Below are 16646 nucleotides of genomic sequence, written 5' to 3'. Positions count from 1 at the left end.
GAGTAATTAGAAAGAAAAACCTTCTAAATTTAAGCTGTTTGTAGAAAGGGCAAGATCAAGACTAGAAGTTTGGTAATCTTGCTCACGTTGTTTAAGAATTTCTTTCGTTACGTGGCCTACAGCGATTTCACGTAAAGCAACAACTGTTGGTTTGTCGTTATCCCATTCTACAGTTGGCTCCATGCCTTGACGTGCCAATTGACGAGCACGTTTACTTGCAACGAGCACAAGCTCAAAACGGTTGTCTACATGATCTAAACAATCTTCAACGGTGACGCGTGCCATAAAAGTTCTCGTTTTGGAATGGTAAATTTGAACAGACTAAATAGTATAAAAGGCTTTCGTTCTAGACTCAAGTTATTCCTGTTTTGGTTGAGGAGTAATCAAGTCTTGAATTAAGGTTTGGTGTCTTTTTGCTTGCTGAGATAGCACTAAACGGTTCGCTGTAATCACAGCTTCAAGCTCATGTAAGGCTTTATTAAAATCATCATTGATAATGATGTAGTCAAAGTTCGTATAATGCTGCATGTCTTCAACAGCACAGCTTAAACGATGTTCGATCACCTCAACAGAATCTGTACCGCGATTAGATAAACGCTGGCGTAAATCGAATTGAGTAGGCGGTAAAATAAAGATTTGTTTAGATTCAGGAAACAGCTTACGTACTTGCTCTGCACCTTGCCAATCAATTTCAAGCAAGACATCATGTCCTTGAGCTAACTGTTGTTTTACGGTTGCTTGCGAAGTGCCATAGTAGTTACCAAATACTTCAGCGTATTCAATAAATCCACCTTGGTCTACTTGGTCTAGAAAGTCATCTTTTGTTGTGAAATGATAGTGAACACCATCTAATTCACCTGGTCGTTGACCTCGGGTAGTATGCGAAACTGAAACATGTAAATTGCTTACACGGTCAAGTAGGGCTTTCACCAAAGATGTTTTGCCCGTTCCTGATGCAGCAGAAACGACAAACAATAGACCCGACATGATATTTTTCCTGATATGATAAAATATCTTCGCTATTGTAGTGTACCGTGCGTTTAAACTGAATAGTTTTAACTGCAAATATTTACGAGAAATTCCCCTGTTTTATTAATTTTGAGGCTGTTATGGAAATTGTGTTAGCTAATCCGCGTGGTTTTTGTGCCGGTGTTGATCGAGCCATAGCAATCGTCAATCGGGCTTTGGAATGTTTTAATCCTCCTATTTATGTACGTCATGAAGTTGTACACAATAAATTTGTGGTAGATGACTTGCGTCAAAGAGGGGCGGTTTTCGTTGATGAACTGGATCAAGTACCAGATGATTCGATTGTCATTTTTAGTGCGCACGGGGTTTCAAAAGCAGTACAGCAAGAAGCAGAGCGTCGAGGCCTAAAAGTTTTTGATGCGACTTGTCCTTTAGTGACTAAAGTACATATTGAAGTAACTAAATATGCTCGTGAAGGAACAGAAGCGATTTTAATTGGTCATGAAGGTCATCCAGAAGTTGAAGGAACAATGGGGCAATATGACAAATTAAAAGGCGGTGACATTTATTTGGTTGAAGATGAAGCTGATGTGGCAGCACTTGAAGTCAGACATCCAGAAAAATTGGCTTTTGTTACTCAAACAACTTTATCTATTGATGATACAGCGAAAGTTATTGATGCCTTGCGTGCGAAGTTCCCTAAAATTCAAGGGCCGCGCAAAGATGATATTTGTTACGCGACTCAAAACAGACAAGATGCAGTACGTGACTTAGCTGAAAAATGCGATGTCGTACTGGTTGTTGGTTCACCTAATTCATCAAATTCGAACCGTTTACGCGAGCTTGCTGAACGTATGGGTAAAGCCGCTTATCTTGTAGATAATGCCGATCAGCTTGAGCAATCATGGTTCAATGAAAGTTGCAAAATTGGTGTAACAGCTGGTGCCTCGGCTCCAGAAATTTTAATTAAGCAAGTCATTCAACGTTTGCAAGATTGGGGTGCTCAGGCGCCTAAAGAGTTAGAAGGACGTGAAGAAAACATTACTTTTAGTCTTCCTAAAGAATTACGCATTCATGTGACACAAGCATAAAGTGTGACTTGTTTAACATACTGATTTTAAAAAGTTAAACAGATAATTGTGATATGACAGTTATCTGTTTTTTTATACCCTTTATCTGGTTTGTATTCGTTTTGTAAAAGTAAAACGTAAAATTTATATAGAAATAAAATTTTTAAGTTCATTTGGGGTTATGGGGATGAGGGGGATTATTCCGCAAGAAGGGTTCACCTTAATTGAGCTCATAGTGACGATTGTAATGATGGCTATTATTGCAACTATGGCTGTTCCAATGTTTGGGGATATGTTGAATAACCAAAATTTAAATAGAAGCACAGAAGATCTAGTTTCAAGTATAAATCAGGCACGTATGAAAGCTGTAGTAGAACGTAGACAAGTCAAAGTGCAATTAAATTCTACTTATATTGCAGATACTGACAATCAAATCGATTGGATGCCAAGTGGAAAAGCTCAATTAAAGACAGGATCTAATACTTCTATAGTATTTTTAATGTCCGGTTTGGTAAAAGATGCAACCGGAGATACAACTTTTGAAATTTGTAATACGGCATCTGGTAATAAATCAAAAATTATTAGTGTTTCAAGAATGGGATCAATTCAGTCAATCACAATGGGGACATGTTCATGAAGAGCCTTGGACTCCAGCGTGGTATGGGTATGATTGAAATTTTAGTTGCTTTGCTGATTTTGGCAATTGGCATTTTAGGCTTTATTGCTTTGCAGTATAGAGCTTTAGAAGCAAGTGCAGAAAGTACTTCGCGTGTTCAAGCAATTACATTGGCGCGTGATCTTGCCGAACGGATTAGAGTTAATCGTAATTCTTTAACTGTATATAACCAGCAACTTCAAGATGCCAGTAAACAAACAGACTTCGCTAAAAATTGCTTTCAAAACAATTGTACTGATACGGAGCTAGCAGATTTTGATGTTGCTCAGGTTGTGAAAAGTGCGTCTTCTTTAGGCATGACTATGAATATGGTTGCTTGTCCACAAACTAATAATCGTCAATGTATTTATATTGCATGGGGCGATACTAGTGCAACGAATGGCACTGGTGTAGGAGATTGTACTCAAGATACTTCATATAACGATAATTCAACATGTGTGATTATGGAGGCCTATTAAAATGAAAAAACATCAGGGTTTTACATTAATCGAATTAATAATTTCGTTAGCCTTAGGTCTCATAATTACTGCTGCTGCAATATTATTATTTTTGTCTAGTCAAAAAAGTTTATCTATGCAGATAGGTGTTTCTGATGTGCAAGATAATGCAAATTTTGGCCTTAACTATTTAACTCAAGATATTCGCCTTGCAAACTTAAATAATCCAAAAGCGGTTATTGATGATCAAACTGCTTATGGTGGTATTGTCTTAACTTCTGCAATTAATTCAGCTAAAGATGCGGCTAACGAGCCTCTTAGTAATCTTTATAAAACTATTGTTGGTGTAACTGCTAATCCTAATCTACTTTCTCGTAGTCAGGGGGATAGTGTTGGTAGTGGTAATGCTTGGACTGGAGCATCAAACGTCCAAAGTAATGGAAGTGATATTGCTAGTGACCAACTCGTTATTCAATATATACCGCAATATACAATTGATACTAAAGGTACCGCAACTCAAGCTGATGATGAATATATAGGCGGTACAGATTGTGAAGGAAATAATCTGAATTTTCCTCTTGCTAGTGGCCGTCAAGTCATAGTCCAACGATATTTTTTACGTAAAGACGATAAAAATAATAGTGATGAACCTAATCAACCTTTAGCACTTGCTTGTGATGCTGGCTATTACCCTCTAACAGGGAGCCCAACTGCTATAACTCGTTATGGGGATGCAGGTGAAATTATAATGAAACGTGTGGATTATTTTCGGGTTTTACTGAATGTCCAAGGAAATTCTGGGCGACGTTATATTTCAATACATGATTATTTAAGTTTGACTGCTCCTCGTCCACGTATTGTTTCAGTTCAAATCGGATTATTAACACGTTCATTGCAACCAGTCGGTGCAGAAGTCGCAATTCAAGATGACCAACAATTTTCAGTATTGGACCAAACGATTACAGTAAAAAAGCCTACGAATTCGACAAAAAAATATGTGCGTCAAGTGATATCACAAACCATTACCTTGCGTAATGTAATTGGGGAGCGTGGGAAATGAAACTGAAGCAGGGTGGCTCAGCGTTAATTGTTGTACTCATTTTCTTAGTTGCAATTATGATTATTGGCACAATAGCCATTCGTAAAGGTTTGATTAATTTAAATATAGCGACGAATAGCCAAGTGCAGCAATTGATATTGCAAAATTCAGACGCTTCTTTCTTTCAAATAGAGAATCCAACTAACTTAATTCAGAGTTTAAGTGCAACAGGTCTTTTCGGTTATATCAGCAATGCAAATGACAAAAATAAGGAATTAGTCTTTTGTTATCGCGGAGATCAAAGTGACTTTTTTAATATTGGACGTGCCAGCTTAATGCAGTGGATAGACGGAAATAGTGCACCTACTAATAATGCATTAGGTACAGATGGTTATTGCGATGCAGTCGATACAACCAATAACTGGTTTACCAGTGGTCGTAGGGCAGTTATGACTCAGGTCGCAGTTAAATTTTCGACTGTTGGGGAGGATGACCCATTTTATGCTCGAACTCGTGGTCTTGATGAAAAAGAAGGACAAGTCCAAGAAGCTAAACGAGTCAAAGTATTTGCTGTGTCATTAATGCCAAGTTTAAGTAGTGTTAGTCATGCTGATATTAACAAGTGTCTACAACAACACATGAGTGAAGTGACACTTCCAGATGGAACGGCAGTGCCAGATGTCACTAATAAATCCGACTTAGATAATCCTTTGAGATCAGTATCAGAGTGTTTAACAAGCTTAAATGTTCCATTTACCACCAATGTCACTGAATACACTATTGCACAAGATTTTTAATTAATTGGGGAAAATAATAATGGATAAGAAAGACTTAAAGTTTTCATATCATCCAAAGCTTTTAACAAGTGCGGTAGCTGCTTTATGTACTGGGTTAGTAGCGAGTAGCGTAAGTCAGGCCAGTGATATTGATATTTATCAAAAAGCAAAAGCTGGTGATATTACTTTAATGTTTGTATTGGATATTTCAGGTTCTATGGGATATCCGCAGCTTCAAAATGATGCTAGTGCCTGTGATATCCCCAGTAATGTTGTGCAGACGGGTTATAACAATGTGTTGTCGAGTAATGGAATTGCAGAATATAAGCGTTATTATTGTACTGCAACTGCTCCAACTTACTATTATATGAAGTCGGGGACATCTTGGTATAGTTGTGGTAATTCGAGTTCGCAAAGTGATTGTACAACTAAGTTAAAGAGTGCACCTTCTACTAGTGGTTTGACCTCAATGTCTTCAAATTATAGTACTTATTACTATAAGGCTGGTCCGAATACTCAATATCCTGATCGTATTACTCGTGTAAAAGATGGCATGATTGATCTGCTTAACGGTAATACTAGTAAAGGAATCTTACCTGTTTCTGATGATAAATTAATTGGTCTGACGACTTTCTCCCGTCCAACGCAATTTAATACTGCTGGTGAGCCGACTGCTGCAGACAATTTAACGGGGCAGGTCCGTATTCCAGCTCGACGTTTAGATGCAGTTGTAAATGGTAAAACTCAAAGAAGAATACTAATAGAAGAAATTGCAAAACTTGGTGCCAGAGGTGGTACTCCGACAGCTAATGCTTATGCAGAGGCAGCGGCTTCTTTAATGGGTACCACCACTCAAGGACTAAGTAATAGTGGTTTTAACTATGCTGGTACAGGTGCAACCAGTGGAGGGAGCTATGTACGTCCCGATAGTATTACTAAACAAATGACAGGGAGTACTACACAGTGTAGTGGTCAAGGTATTTATGTTTTAACTGATGGTGATCCAAATGGAAACTCTTCAGCATCAGGATTAATGAAGAAAGCTTTAAGTGGTAAAACATTTGCTTGTACGGATAGCGATACAGGCTGGAATTGTATTCAACAGTTTTCACAATTTTTACTAAACAATGGCAGTAACCCTGTTGGTTTAAAGATTAAGACTGCTGTTGTTGGCTTTGGAAGTGATTTTAATATTATTCCATCTTTTAATAGGTCACTTTCTCTAGCTGACAACTTGGCAAATATTAACAACTCTACTGCATCAGCAAATCAAAAAGAAGCTGCGAAATGGGGTGTTAATGCAAGTGGTGGTTGGTATTCTGGTTCAAGCTCTCAAGACGTTGTAAATAGTGTAAATGCATTTCTTGGAGATTTAGGTTCGGAGATTCCAGCAGTAACTACAGGTTCACCTACTATTCCTAAAGATAGTCTTAACCCTGCTGTATTACAAAAACAGGCTTATTTTCCTCAGTTCCAACCGACTCCAGATAAAAACTATCAACTTTGGGCGGGTAATCTCAAAAAATATGCAGTAGTTAATGGTATTTTAAAAGATCGTGATAATAGTACTTTAATTAGTACAGCAACTGCTACAAAGGGACAAATACTGCCAAATCGTGACTTTTGGGCTTATACCGATAATGACAGTACAAATGATAATTCTGATTCCAATACGCCTGGGAGTAATAGCTACACTCTAAAAGGAGGAGCGTGGTCACAGTTACTCCTAACAATGAATCAAACAACACAAGAGAATCGTAATCTTTTGACGAATCGAAGTGCAGACGGTTCAACCACAACAACTCTAAGACAAATTAAAAAATCCGATTTAACAGATGCGACGTACCAAACTGATGGGAAACGCGGTTATTTAATGGCGTTGCTTGGGTATCCAATGACTGTGACTCAAGCAAAGGATCCTGATCATTTAGTTCTTAATGCTACTCCGTCCACTTCTTTAAGACAGATTGGTGCGTTAATGCATTCCTCACCACTATTAATTACCAATAGTGGTCAAATTACGTATACAAATGGCGTAATTGATACTCAAAATCGTGAAGACTATGTCTTATTTGGCACAACACAGGGGCTTTTACATATAGTTAAGGCTGGTAAAAATGATAGTACTTCTGTGGATAGTAATGGCGGAAAAGAAGTATTCACCTTTGTACCAAATGAAATGATCGAGAAACAACCCGAAGCATTTTTGAAAAACGATGCCATGAATGGAGGGGTCGATCAATTATATTATGGTATTGATGGACCTTGGGCTAGTTATACTCAGTATGTATTAGATGGTAGTCGAAAAGGACTCACTGTCGGTAAAGGCTATGGTTCTCAAGAAGGGAAGCAGATCGTGTATGGCGGTTTGCGAATGGGAGGGCGTAGTTATTATGCACTCAATTTGCAAGATATGAGTAATCCAAAGTTACTGTTCCAAATATCTCCTGATGAACAGAAAACCTATTATAACGGTACAACTACTACTTATGCTGCATTAAGTAATATGGGCCAAAGTTGGTCTAAGCCGAGTATTGGCTGGGTAAATTGGAAGAAAAGCGATGGTAAAACTACTGAACGTAAACGAGTAATGTTTGTTGGCGGTGGTTATGATGAAGGCTATGAAAGTGATACCTATAACCCGAGCATTAGCCAAGGTGCAGGTGTATATATGTTTGACGCTGATAACGGTAAGCTCCTTTGGTGGGCTAGTGCTAAAGCGACTACAGCTCAAGGTGCCGAAGCTTATACTCAATCCAATAATTTAAAATATAGCGTAGTAAGTGAAATTCGTACCGAAGATCGAAATGGTGATGGTTTGATTGATCATCTTTATTTTGGTGATTTAGGTGGTCAACTATTCCGTATAGATTTAGATAACACTGCGGCAACAAATGCAAACTTTGCTAAGCCTCCACAATTATTATTGAATTTAAATAATGGTGCTGCTAGTCCACGTTTTTATGAAATGCCTGCATTTTCAGTGTATGACTATAATGGCACAACGTTTGCCGTTGTTTCTATTGGTAGTGGTAATCGTAGTAAACCCTTAGCTCAGTATGCCTCGGGCCAAGGTTATAATTATGATGCGGTATATAATATTTACGATAAAGATGTAGCAGATAGAAATTTATATAAAGCTGATTTTGTATATCAAACTCCAATCACAAATACTAATCAATTGGGGGAAATTACTAATTCAAATTGGAATACATATGATAATGGTGCAATCGCTTTACTTTCTGCTACCCGTGGATGGTTCTATCAATTTAAGTCGACCAATATTCAAGATGCTAAAGTGTTTTCAACACCAATCGTATTAAATCATCGTATGTTTGTTTCTACTTTTGATGGTGGAAAAGCAGGTATGTCTGGAGATTGTGGAGCAGGAGTAAAAGGCGAAAGCTTTTTAAATCAGTTCTGTATGCCTTTTGGACAATGTAGCCAATCTACTCTAGCAGCTGAAAATGTTAGTGTTCAGTGTGCGCCTGGTACAAGTTGTTCACAAGGGGCGGGTATTCAAGATACTACTGTTGTAGATGATGGTGGTAGCGGCGGCGGCGGCGGTGGCGGTGGCGGTGGCGGCGGTGACGGTAATGGAAGTACTAATAATAAGAACTATTGTGTAAATATGGGTAACCGTGGTGTCACCACTATCGGCGGTATTATTGCCTCTAGTAGTAGCAAAATGTGTTTAATACCACAGCGCTGGTATGTCCGTTAGGAAAGGATAGGTGATGAAACGTAAATTCACGTATTCTTTGGGCTTCACTCTTATTGAGCTAATGGTTGTGGTCGTGATTGTTGCTATTTTTGCGGCAGTAGCAATCCCTTCATATCAGGCCTATGTTTTGCGTGCTGATGCTTCGCGTGCACAGCAGCAAATGCAACAGATCGCAGTACAACTTGCTCGTCAAAAAGCTAGAAATTTTAATTACAAAGGCTTTTCTATGGGTGCTACATCACCTGTAAATTTGCCTATGGGAGCGACTGGTAGTGCTATTAAATATAAAATAACGGTACGCGATGGTGACGATACAACGAAACCCTTAACAGATCCTACAGCTTTAGGGCAAAACTGGGTGATTCGAGCAGAGGCTTCCGATCCTAATAATTTTACTTATTTGTTTGGTAGTAACGGATTACGTTGTAAAAATAAAGCCACTAGCAATGTTACTTATATAACTTGTGGCACTGGAGCTGAGACGTGGTAAATAAAATAAAGGGTTTTACCTTAATTGAGTTAATGATTGCTGTAGCAATTATTGCGATTTTAGCAGCTATAGCTTACCCCTCTTACCAAGAATATATCCGCCGTACCAAGCGTGTGGAAATGCAAGCTACGCTGCAACAGCTTTCCATGCAGATTCAGCGTTATAAAATAGCTAATTTAAGAGTTAGTGGAGCAACAGCTTCAGCCTTAGGTGTCGGATCATCTTATCCTATACAAGGCACAGCTCTTTATTCAGTAAATTTGACTCCAGTGACGGCAGGGGCTTTAAATGCAGAAACATGGATATTGACTGCAACACCGATTGCAAATACTCCACAATCTGGAGATGGGCATATCGTCTTAAATTATCGGGGTGAGCGTTGTTGGACAAAGGGAACCGATATTAACAGTGGTACAGCTTGCGTACCTTCTGCAACTTCGAATTGGGATGGCAAATAAATTTAAATTCAAAACTGCGGATAACTCAAAATTTAATCTTTCTTTCAGGGTGAAAATCACGTAGAATGTCGCCCTCTATGAAAGGGGTTTGAAGTGTTGCCGATGGTCGGCGCAGGGATAATCCGTAAGAATTATAAGGCTTTTATCATGGTTGTTATTCGTTTAGCACGTGGCGGCGCAAAAAAACGTCCATTCTATCAAATCGTTGTGACTGATAGCCGCAATGCACGTGATGGTCGTTTCATCGAGCGTATCGGTTTCTTTAACCCAACTGCACAAGGTCAAGCAGAAAAACTTCGTTTAGATGCAGACCGTTTTGCTCACTGGGTTTCTCAAGGTGCTCAACCTTCAGAACGTGTTGCTTCTTTAGCTGCTCAAGCTAAAAAAGCTACTGCATAATTTCTTGTAGTAGGTAGCCCATGACACCAACACAGAATGTTCCCGAAGATCGTATTCAGATTGGACAGTTACGTTCAGCTTATGGATTGAATGGGTGGCTCTGGGTGTATTCCAATACAGAACCTATGAGCAACATGTTTGACTACTTGCCTTGGTACATTGAGACCAAGGCCGGTTGGCAAACAATAGATGTAAAACGTTGGAAACCACATGGCAAAGGCCTAGTTGTCGCTTTAAAAGGTGTGAGTGATCGCACTGGTGCGGAAAGCTTGGTTGGCGCTAATATCTGGATTGCTAAATCTCAACTGCCAAAAGCAGATGTAGATGAGTACTACTGGTCAGATTTAAAAGGCTTAACAGTGTTAGGACTTGATGATGATGAACAGGAAGTTAATTTAGGGCAAATTCATGAGTTGTTTGAAACTGGAGCTAATGATGTGATGGTTGTACGCGCTACACCAGACAGCATTGATTCAGAAGAACGCATGATTCCTTGGCATAAAGATGTGGTACAACGCGTTGATCTTGAAGCTGGTCGCATTTACGTCAATTGGGGCGTAGATTATTAGTCCTTTTTAGAGGATTAACGCAGCAGGAAAATAGAGGAGTCTGCGGTGTTTTTTGCAGTCATTACGCTTTTTCCTGAAATGTTTGAAGCGATTACAGCCTACGGGATTAGCGGGCGCGCAGCAAAACGTGACATTGTGCAAGTGACTTGTATTAATCCACGTGATTTTGCTGAAGGGAGTTACCGAAGAGTGGATGAACGTCCATTTGGTGGTGGTCCTGGTATGGTAATGATGGCTGAGCCGCTGGCAAAAGCAATTAACCATGCCAAACAACTTGCTTCGCAAGCAGGGTGTGTTCATGTACCTGTGGTGTATATGTCTCCACAAGGCAAAACTTTAAATGAACAGGCAGTACAGCAGTTTGTTGATTATGACGGCTTAATTGTATTGTGTGGGCGTTATGAAGGTGTCGATGAACGTTTAATCCAGCATTATGTTGATCAGGAATGGTCAATTGGGGATTATGTTTTATCTGGCGGTGAACTACCTGCCATGGTGTTGCTTGATAGTATTATTCGCCGTTTGCCGAATGTAATGTCAGATGAGCAATCAGCGATACAGGATTCTTTTGTAGATGGTCTTCTGGATTGTCCGCAATATACTAAGCCAGACCAGTTTGAAGGGTTGGATGTTCCTGAAATTTTAAAATCAGGGCACCATGCCAATATTGAAAAATGGCGCTTTTTGCAGCGATATCAACGGACTTTAGAACGCCGACCAGAGTTGGTAGAAAAAGTAGAGTTGACTAAGCAGCAGAAGAAATGGCTCAAAGATACATAAGAGAATGATGGTAATTCTTAACCGTTATTCTCAGGAACGAAAGTTCTACAACAAGACGAGAAGCAATGCTTCGAGTTAGAAGCATAAGTCTATTTTACTTTATAGATTTATGTGTACTTAAGGCTCTTTACGGTTGTCGTAAAGGGAAAGTTAAACGGGTTGATATGCGCTTTAGCCTCTATCCCCAGCGGAAAATCAGACCTCTTCTGACTCCGCACATATGGAGATTCCCACAATGAGTGGTAAACATCCTTTAGTTCAAGCTGTTGAAAATGCACAGTTAAAAACTGACCTTCCTGAATTTGCTCCTGGTGATACAGTAGTTGTTCAAGTTAAAGTAAAAGAAGGTGACCGTGAACGTCTTCAGGCATTTGAAGGTGTTGTAATCGCTAAGAAAAACCGTGGTTTGAACTCTGCGTTCACAGTACGTAAAATTTCTAGCGGTGTTGGTGTTGAGCGTGTATTCCAAACTCACTCACCAGTTGTTGCTAAAATCGAAGTGAAACGTCGTGGTGACGTTCGTCGTGCTAAACTTTACTACCTCCGTGACTTGTCTGGTAAAGCTGCACGTATTCGTGAAAAATTACCAGCTCGTAAAGCGTAAGCTTATACCGAGTAAAAAATGCGCCTTTTGGCGCATTTTTTTGTTTAAAAATTATAGTCCTTGAAGTTTTAAACGATTCGCATGTTGACGGTAAACCGAAACAGGATCTGCTGCAAAAATAGAACGTATCCCCATGATTTGATTAACTTCATCTAAATGATTCCAGTTGTAATCATCGCGAATAGTTTTACCAAATTTAGCGCTACATCTAGAAACTAGACCATCATTATCCCCAAATGGGTCGACAACCAGACTGCTGCCTGTTAATGCAATATCAAATGGATCTAATGGGTTGGTCAGTGCCTTATTGCCAGAGAAGGAATACATATAAATACCTTTCTCTTGATAAGCACCCTCACCACAAGAAGTGGTCGGAACACCCATAGGAAATTGTGCATTAAACTGTGCTGAGCCTTGAGTTGATAGACTATGAGCGCCCGCTAAAGAGTCATGCGGATAACTGGTTGGATCTAGGCCCTCTGCCCAAGTAATCGCTGCTGAAAACCAGTTTACTAATGTTGCCAGTCCGGACAGAGGAGTACCCTCAACGTTCAGGATGACATCTGCCATTGGAGATCCTTTGTGAGGTGCTCCGATAGTAGTAAGTGAAGCAACTTTCTCTGGCATGATACCAGCGACATAGCGAACTGTTGGTCCCCCGTGACTATGTCCGATCAAGTTGACTTTAGGCTTTCCAGTAATAGCAATAATTTCTTCTACTTGTTGGGCAAGTTGTTCTCCGCGAACTTCGGTTGAGTTAAACGGTGAAACCCTTGTTGCCCAGACATTTCCTCCGTTACGAGCAAGGTCAGGAAGAATCTGATACCAATAATCGAGACCAAGCGTATCTGTTCCAACTCTGCTAAAACCTGCCATACCATGGTTAAAAACTAATGGATATTTGGTTTGGGCATAATTCGAATAGACAAATGAGCTTTTTACTTGCTCGGCATTTGTGGCATGGGTTGCTGAAACACTCAGTCCTGAGAGCATTGCAGCACAGAAAAATATTAAGTTCCTTTTCATTTTTTACTCACTATTTTTATTTTGTATGAGCAGCAGCTTTTACTGCTGGATAAGGTTCGGCTAACTTCAAAATAGAAAAGCCTAGTAGTTAAATGGTAGTTCACCTCCTTGATCATGGACTTTTTCAAAAGTTTGAAGACGAAGTTGTTCCTGTGATGAGTTAAATTGTTGTTGGCGGAGTTGTTGAATCGCTTGATTTTTAGCGCTATCGCTCATGTTGCTATGCAGCACTTCATCACGTTGATTTAAGTAGCCTGTAACCCGCTGTTGCCAAGCATTACGCTGTGTATCTAAAGTTTCTAATCTTTGCGTTGCCTCGGCTCCAACAAGTGCTGTACGCATTTGCCGAAGTTCCTCTGCTGAGCCATTACGCGCTTTAATTTGTTTAGTCAGCGTATGCAAGTCATCAAGTTTTGATAGTTCTTGCAGATTTTGTTGCCAGTCTTGTGGTAGTTGCTCAAAGCGTTCTTTCAATTTTTTAGCTTTTTCAATTTCGCTTAAAGATGAATCTTCTAAAATTTTCATACGATCTAACGTGTAGTTCTGATAGATATCTTCTGTTGAAAAGAGTCCTTCGATTTCAGAGATAGAGAAGTAACGTTTTCTGATATCTTGAATTGAACTGAAGATCTTTTGAAAATAACTTTGATCTTGCTGTTTAGATTGAGGCGGTTGAATTTGTGCAAGTTGTTCGCGGTATTTTAAATAACGGGTCCACAAGTCAATAATCTGTGAACGGGCTGGTTCTAAATACTGATCTTGTATAAATTTATCAAAATGAGTTTTAACCTGTTGTAAATTGGATTCCCCATACTGCGTAATAAAATATTCAAAGCAGTCCCGAGTTTGACTATTTACAACTAAATGTTGAGAGCTATCAATTTTTAACTGGCAGTTAACTTGGGTATCTTGTTGACTTTGGCTTAAATAAGCATTTCCACTTAACGATGAGTTTGAAGTGGTTTGAGGAGTAGATGCTAAGCTTTTTGCCTCATCCTGATTGAGCCGAGGTGAAGTATTTTTTGAGTCTGGGCTTAGCCAATATACACATGCAATGAGGCTCAAAATAAAAAATCCGAGCACACACCACCATATCTTTTTCTGCATCCTTTGCATAAAGATATCTTCCTTAAGTTTTAATTTGTTGTTTTTTTACTCGATCATTAATGTGCCATAAAATAAGTGAAAAGGCACCTAAATATTGTGAAAATATCTTGTCGAATTTGCTAACATGTCGGCACTTTTCTCTAGCTTTGTGTTCCAGTAAAAATGACGACAAAAAATCAAAAAATTTCTCGTCGCCATATCAGTGGTGTATTTCTATTAAATAAACCATTAGGGCTTAGTTCAAACGCCGCTTTGCAAAAAGTGCGTTGGCTGTATCGTGCCCAAAAGGCGGGTCATACTGGCGCATTAGATCCATTAGCGACCGGTTTACTTCCTATCTGTTTGGGAGAGGCGACCAAGTTTTCACATTATTTGCTGGACTCAACAAAGCGTTATCAAACGACTGTTCGATTGGGACAAACTACAACAACTGGCGATGTAGAAGGCGAGATTTTACAAGAACGTTCTGTTCCTGTTCTTAGCCAAGAGCTTATTGAGCAAACTCTAGAAAAATTTAGAGGTGATATTCAACAAGTTCCACCGATGTATTCGGCATTAAAAAAAGAGGGTAAGCCATTATATGAGCTTGCCAGAAAAGGGATAGAGATTGAACGTGAAGCGCGTCCAGTTACGATTTATGCTTTAGAGCTTATTGAGTTTACCGAAAATAGTATCACTCTGGATGTAACCTGTTCTAAAGGAACATATATTCGTGTGTTAGGTGAAGATATTGGTGAAGCACTTGGCTGTGGTGGTCATTTGACAATGCTTCACCGTATTCAAACTGGGCATTTTGAATTAATCCCAAGTTACACCATTGAATATTTAGAAAGCTTAACGGAAGAGCAAAGAGAAGCTTTGTTACTACCAGTGTATGCGCCAATTGATCATTTCTTAAAAATACAGGTTCCCGAAGGACGGGAAAAATATTTTTGCAATGGTTTAGAAAGCAATATTGATCATTCTGCAGAAGCAGAAGTGTTGGTTTTTTCGGGTGAGCGCTGTTTAGGTTTGGCTGAGATTACTGATAAAAAACGGTTGGTACCTAAGCGTATCTTAAATTTGTAGTAGATGTAGAGTATAGAGCATGGGCATGGAATGGGATGTTATCCTTAGTTTGATCTTTTTTGCGTTTACTGCGGGAGCAATTGATGCTGCTGTTGGTGGCGGTGGACTCATCCAGATTCCCGGTATCATGAGCACTTTTCCAACCATGCAGACTGCTACGGTGATTGGTACAAATAAGGTCTCATCCATTTTTGGTACTGCATCGGCTGCTTACACTTTTGCAAAAAGAGTGAAGTTGCAATGGAAGCTTCTGGCAGTCATTGCCATTTGTGCTTTGATTAGCTCATTTGCTGGTGCAGCATGTTTATCGCTTATTCCTCAATCTGTATTACGTCCTTTTGTGTTTGTAATGCTGATCGTAATAGCCATCTATACCTTGGTGAAAAAGAACTTTGGACAAGTTCATACTGAGCAAAAAATTACTACGAAAATGCTAGTGTTAGCAGGTATTGGTAGTTTGGCGATTGGTTTCTATGACGGTATTTTTGGACCGGGTACGGGTAGCTTCTTTATCTTTTTCTTTATTCGTTTTTTACAAGTCGACTTTTTACATGCTTCAGCGTTGTCAAAAATCGGTAACTTCATGACCAACCTTGCAGCGTTGAGTTTTCTTATTCCGACTGGTCACGCTATTTTGCATATTGGTTTAATGATGGCGGCTGCAAACGTCATAGGTTCTATTGTTGGCGTGCGTACTGCGCTCAAATACGGTAGTGGTTTTGTTCGTATTATCTTTTTAATTTTAGTAAGTATTTTGATTTGCCGTTTAGGTTATCAAATTTTTGTGACGGGCTAAATTCAGTTTAAAAGTATGAGCTGACTCTCGCGGACAGTTCATACTTTTTATGTATCATTTAATATTAGAAATATAAAAATCATTACAGAAATTTACTAGAAAGAAAACTGTGTAAAAAATAGTCTCATTTTAAGCTACGTAAACAATATAAATTTCAACGTATCATAAACCTTGAAATAAAAAAGATTTTTTAGCTAAAAAATGAGGAAGAGAATGAATATTTTCGAAGCATTAAGAGAAAGCCATGAAAATCAACGAAACCTTTCTAAACAACTAATCCAGACACATGGTTTAACCGAAGAACGAAAAGAATTATTTGATGCATTAAAAAATGAACTTTATGCCCATTCAGTTGCCGAAGATCGTTATTTATATATTCCTTTGATGTTTGATGATGTCGGTTTGGATATCACTCGCCATGCCTTAGCTGAACATCATGAAATGGATGAGTTGGTTGAACAACTTGAAAAAACAGATATGAGCAGCCCGAGCTGGTTAGCAACTGCTAAACAGTTAAGTGAAAAAGTCCATCATCATTTAAAAGAAGAAGAACATAAATTTTTCCAGCAAGCTGGAAAAATTCTTAAAGACAGCGAAAAAGAGACACTCGGCAATAAATATTTAAAGGAATATAAAAAGTATAAAAAGCCGCAGTAAA

At 39.0% G+C, this 16646-nt stretch carries 19 protein-coding genes and 1 pseudogene; 15 read left to right on the top strand and 5 right to left on the bottom strand.

All coding sequences use genetic code 11. From position 1 onward, the window contains the following. Nucleotides 1-6: 6 nt before the first annotated feature. The gene (gene rpoZ, locus AC1PJ9_RS04525; protein ID WP_000135049.1) at nt 7-285 is read right to left on the bottom strand and encodes a DNA-directed RNA polymerase subunit omega; all 279 of its coding nucleotides are present in this window, start codon (nt 283-285) and stop codon (nt 7-9) included. Nucleotides 286-357: 72 nt separating this feature from the next. After that, on the bottom strand, nt 358-987 hold the full coding sequence (gene gmk / locus AC1PJ9_RS04520) for a guanylate kinase (RefSeq protein ID WP_263614720.1): 630 nt from the start codon (nt 985-987) through the stop codon (nt 358-360). Between the two features lie 122 nt (nt 988-1109). Here gmk and ispH point away from each other — a divergent pair, with 122 nt between their 5' ends. Beyond that, entirely contained in the window at nt 1110-2060 is a 951-nt protein-coding gene (gene ispH, locus AC1PJ9_RS04515) for a 4-hydroxy-3-methylbut-2-enyl diphosphate reductase (protein ID WP_304591403.1), read from the top strand. A 12-nt stretch (nt 2061-2072) separates the two neighbouring features. Here ispH and AC1PJ9_RS04510 read toward each other — a convergent pair. After that, nucleotides 2073-2318: pseudogene (locus AC1PJ9_RS04510) on the bottom strand (hypothetical protein); the annotation flags it as partial. Here AC1PJ9_RS04510 and AC1PJ9_RS04505 point away from each other — a divergent pair. The 11 genes from AC1PJ9_RS04505 (at nt 2227) to rplS (ending at nt 11991) form a co-directional block, all read left to right on the top strand. Beyond that, nucleotides 2227-2676 (top strand): GspH/FimT family pseudopilin, encoded by a 450-nt coding sequence (locus tag AC1PJ9_RS04505; protein WP_304591404.1) that lies wholly within the window; start codon nt 2227-2229, stop codon nt 2674-2676. The pseudogene AC1PJ9_RS04510 and the gene AC1PJ9_RS04505 overlap by 92 nt on opposite strands. Continuing rightward, the gene (gene pilV, locus AC1PJ9_RS04500) at nt 2673-3173 is read left to right on the top strand and encodes a type IV pilus modification protein PilV (protein WP_311086522.1); all 501 of its coding nucleotides are present in this window, start codon (nt 2673-2675) and stop codon (nt 3171-3173) included. Before AC1PJ9_RS04505 ends, pilV begins: the two co-directional genes overlap by 4 nt. 1 nt (nt 3174) lies before the next feature. Then, on the top strand, nt 3175-4212 hold the full coding sequence (locus AC1PJ9_RS04495) for a PilW family protein (protein ID WP_311086521.1): 1038 nt from the start codon (nt 3175-3177) through the stop codon (nt 4210-4212). Further along, complete coding sequence (locus AC1PJ9_RS04490; protein ID WP_311069791.1) at nt 4209-4988, top strand: pilus assembly PilX family protein; 780 nt, start codon at nt 4209-4211, stop codon at nt 4986-4988. The genes AC1PJ9_RS04495 and AC1PJ9_RS04490 overlap by 4 nt, the downstream gene beginning before the upstream one ends. A 19-nt stretch (nt 4989-5007) precedes the next feature. Then, nucleotides 5008-8691 carry a pilus assembly protein gene (locus tag AC1PJ9_RS04485; protein WP_311086520.1) on the top strand — a complete coding sequence of 1228 codons (3684 nt, stop codon included), beginning with the start codon at nt 5008-5010 and terminating at the stop codon, nt 8689-8691. 13 nt (nt 8692-8704) lie between these two features. After that, complete coding sequence (locus AC1PJ9_RS04480; protein ID WP_311086519.1) at nt 8705-9181, top strand: type IV pilin protein; 477 nt, start codon at nt 8705-8707, stop codon at nt 9179-9181. Next, on the top strand, nt 9175-9639 hold the full coding sequence (locus AC1PJ9_RS04475; RefSeq protein WP_311086518.1) for a type IV pilin protein: 465 nt from the start codon (nt 9175-9177) through the stop codon (nt 9637-9639). The genes AC1PJ9_RS04480 and AC1PJ9_RS04475 overlap by 7 nt, the downstream gene beginning before the upstream one ends. 147 nt (nt 9640-9786) lie before the next feature. Next, nucleotides 9787-10038 (top strand): 30S ribosomal protein S16, encoded by a 252-nt coding sequence (gene rpsP / locus AC1PJ9_RS04470; protein WP_000260334.1) that lies wholly within the window; start codon nt 9787-9789, stop codon nt 10036-10038. A gap of 20 nt (nt 10039-10058) precedes the next feature. Continuing rightward, on the top strand, nt 10059-10607 hold the full coding sequence (gene rimM, locus AC1PJ9_RS04465; RefSeq protein WP_311069787.1) for a ribosome maturation factor RimM: 549 nt from the start codon (nt 10059-10061) through the stop codon (nt 10605-10607). Nucleotides 10608-10652: 45 nt separating this feature from the next. Further along, nucleotides 10653-11387, top strand: a complete 735-nt coding sequence (gene trmD / locus AC1PJ9_RS04460) for a tRNA (guanosine(37)-N1)-methyltransferase TrmD (RefSeq protein WP_311086517.1) — start codon at nt 10653-10655, stop codon at nt 11385-11387. A gap of 235 nt (nt 11388-11622) precedes the next feature. Then, nucleotides 11623-11991 carry a 50S ribosomal protein L19 gene (gene rplS / locus AC1PJ9_RS04455; RefSeq protein ID WP_002051668.1) on the top strand — a complete coding sequence of 123 codons (369 nt, stop codon included), beginning with the start codon at nt 11623-11625 and terminating at the stop codon, nt 11989-11991. A 51-nt stretch (nt 11992-12042) separates the two neighbouring features. Here the strand turns inward: rplS and AC1PJ9_RS04450 are convergent, their stop codons facing one another. Together AC1PJ9_RS04450 and AC1PJ9_RS04445 are read right to left on the bottom strand one after the other, a co-directional pair. Then, nucleotides 12043-12984: a lipase family alpha/beta hydrolase gene (locus AC1PJ9_RS04450; protein ID WP_263614929.1), complete on the bottom strand. Its 942-nt coding sequence runs from the start codon at nt 12982-12984 to the stop codon at nt 12043-12045. A 114-nt stretch (nt 12985-13098) separates the two neighbouring features. After that, nucleotides 13099-14133 (bottom strand): lipase secretion chaperone, encoded by a 1035-nt coding sequence (locus AC1PJ9_RS04445; protein ID WP_311086516.1) that lies wholly within the window; start codon nt 14131-14133, stop codon nt 13099-13101. A 153-nt stretch (nt 14134-14286) separates the two neighbouring features. Here AC1PJ9_RS04445 and truB point away from each other — a divergent pair, with 153 nt between their 5' ends. From truB to AC1PJ9_RS04430, 3 genes are all read left to right on the top strand, one after another. After that, nucleotides 14287-15192 carry a tRNA pseudouridine(55) synthase TruB gene (truB, locus tag AC1PJ9_RS04440; protein WP_311086515.1) on the top strand — a complete coding sequence of 302 codons (906 nt, stop codon included), beginning with the start codon at nt 14287-14289 and terminating at the stop codon, nt 15190-15192. 19 nt (nt 15193-15211) lie between these two features. Then, on the top strand, nt 15212-15988 hold the full coding sequence (locus tag AC1PJ9_RS04435; protein ID WP_263614707.1) for a sulfite exporter TauE/SafE family protein: 777 nt from the start codon (nt 15212-15214) through the stop codon (nt 15986-15988). 213 nt (nt 15989-16201) lie between these two features. Beyond that, a complete protein-coding gene (locus tag AC1PJ9_RS04430) occupies nt 16202-16645 on the top strand; it encodes a hemerythrin domain-containing protein (RefSeq protein WP_311086514.1) in 444 nt (147 codons plus the stop codon). Nucleotide 16646 lies beyond the last annotated feature (1 nt).

The sequence above is a fragment of the Acinetobacter sp. 70_2 genome, assembly GCF_056736115.1.
This window is presented reverse-complemented; position numbering and strand designations above follow the sequence as displayed.

Coding starts and splice junctions, on each gene's coding strand:
- rpoZ (WP_000135049.1), bottom strand. CDS start 285: ATGGCACGCGTCACCGTTGAAGATTGTTTAGATCATGTAGACAACCGT.
- gmk (WP_263614720.1), bottom strand. CDS start 987: ATGTCGGGTCTATTGTTTGTCGTTTCTGCTGCATCAGGAACGGGCAAA.
- ispH (WP_304591403.1), top strand. CDS start 1,110: ATGGAAATTGTGTTAGCTAATCCGCGTGGTTTTTGTGCCGGTGTTGAT.
- AC1PJ9_RS04505 (WP_304591404.1), top strand. CDS start 2,227: ATGAGGGGGATTATTCCGCAAGAAGGGTTCACCTTAATTGAGCTCATA.
- pilV (WP_311086522.1), top strand. CDS start 2,673: ATGAAGAGCCTTGGACTCCAGCGTGGTATGGGTATGATTGAAATTTTA.
- AC1PJ9_RS04495 (WP_311086521.1), top strand. CDS start 3,175: ATGAAAAAACATCAGGGTTTTACATTAATCGAATTAATAATTTCGTTA.
- AC1PJ9_RS04490 (WP_311069791.1), top strand. CDS start 4,209: ATGAAACTGAAGCAGGGTGGCTCAGCGTTAATTGTTGTACTCATTTTC.
- AC1PJ9_RS04485 (WP_311086520.1), top strand. CDS start 5,008: ATGGATAAGAAAGACTTAAAGTTTTCATATCATCCAAAGCTTTTAACA.
- AC1PJ9_RS04480 (WP_311086519.1), top strand. CDS start 8,705: ATGAAACGTAAATTCACGTATTCTTTGGGCTTCACTCTTATTGAGCTA.
- rpsP (WP_000260334.1), top strand. CDS start 9,787: ATGGTTGTTATTCGTTTAGCACGTGGCGGCGCAAAAAAACGTCCATTC.
- rimM (WP_311069787.1), top strand. CDS start 10,059: ATGACACCAACACAGAATGTTCCCGAAGATCGTATTCAGATTGGACAG.
- rplS (WP_002051668.1), top strand. CDS start 11,623: ATGAGTGGTAAACATCCTTTAGTTCAAGCTGTTGAAAATGCACAGTTA.
- AC1PJ9_RS04450 (WP_263614929.1), bottom strand. CDS start 12,984: ATGCTCTCAGGACTGAGTGTTTCAGCAACCCATGCCACAAATGCCGAG.
- AC1PJ9_RS04445 (WP_311086516.1), bottom strand. CDS start 14,133: ATGCAAAGGATGCAGAAAAAGATATGGTGGTGTGTGCTCGGATTTTTT.
- truB (WP_311086515.1), top strand. CDS start 14,287: ATGACGACAAAAAATCAAAAAATTTCTCGTCGCCATATCAGTGGTGTA.
- AC1PJ9_RS04435 (WP_263614707.1), top strand. CDS start 15,212: ATGGGCATGGAATGGGATGTTATCCTTAGTTTGATCTTTTTTGCGTTT.
- AC1PJ9_RS04430 (WP_311086514.1), top strand. CDS start 16,202: ATGAATATTTTCGAAGCATTAAGAGAAAGCCATGAAAATCAACGAAAC.